The 938-nt window shown below is 67.1% G+C and carries 1 protein-coding gene; it reads right to left on the reverse strand.

The features are described 5' to 3' along the window. Positions 1 to 918 (reverse strand): ATP-binding protein (locus tag Vau01_RS63025; RefSeq protein ID WP_204015490.1); only part of this gene is annotated, 918 nt, incomplete at its 3' end. Between the last annotated feature and the right edge of the window lie 20 nt (positions 919 to 938).

A 938-nucleotide genomic window follows, 5' to 3' on the forward strand; every position in this document is an offset into this window, starting at 1 on the left:
CCGGATCGCGCTGACGACGGCGTTTTCCCGGTCGGTGGTGAGTTCGCCGCCGAGGAGTAGTCGCATGGTTTCCATGGCGAGGAGTACGCCGGCTTCGCGGGTTTCGGCGAGGGAGAAGGGGTCGAGGAGTCCGGCCATGCTGGTTCCGAGTTCGAGGATGCGGACGTCGCCGAGGCCGGCGATGGTGGCCAGGCCTTTGGCGTCGCCTTTGGGGTCGAGGAGGACGGTGGTGATGCCGCGGATGGCGGCCTGGTAGGCGATGGTGAGCATGGTGAAGGTCTTGCCGCCGCCGGGGGCGCCGACGATGGCGACGCCTGGTGGTTTGTTGTTGCGGGGGGCGTAGAGGGGGTCGAAGTAGACGATTTCCTGGCTGCGGCCGGTGGTGCGGCCGAGGTAGGGTCCTTCGCCGTCGCCGAGGCTGTTCGAGGCGGTGAACAGGCCGGCGGTGATGGTTTCCAGTTCCTGGACCTGGCGGTAGGCGCGGACCTTGAGTCGTACCCGGTCGCCGGGGAACTGTTCGGTGAACAGTCGTAGTTGGTCGTTGGGTGTCCAGGCGACGTCGATGCCGATGTTGCGGTAGTGCTCGATGACCATTTCGCAGCGGCGGGTCAGTTCGTCCGGATCCGGGGCCGATACGAGGAGTCGGCCGGCGCCGTAGACCAGGAATTTGCGGAACCGTTCGACTTCGGCGTCGAGGGTGTGTCCGTCGGCGAAGGCGTCCTCGACGCCGGTGGGGATCGCGGCGCCGGAGCCGGCGATGTGCCGCCGTTGTCCGGCCACTTTCTGGAGTTGTTTCTCGACGTCCTTCTTGGCCTTGCTGGGTGGGTGGATGTCCCACCGGGCGGAGAACTCCAGGGGGAATCCCAGGCTGGGGTCCTCGGCGTGGTGGATCCACGGGTTGCCGTCCCAGGTGTCCATCTCCCGCGGGATCCGCGAGA

It is taken from the genome of Virgisporangium aurantiacum (assembly GCF_016863635.1).
Classification (GTDB): Bacteria; Actinomycetota; Actinomycetes; order Mycobacteriales; family Micromonosporaceae; genus Virgisporangium; species Virgisporangium aurantiacum.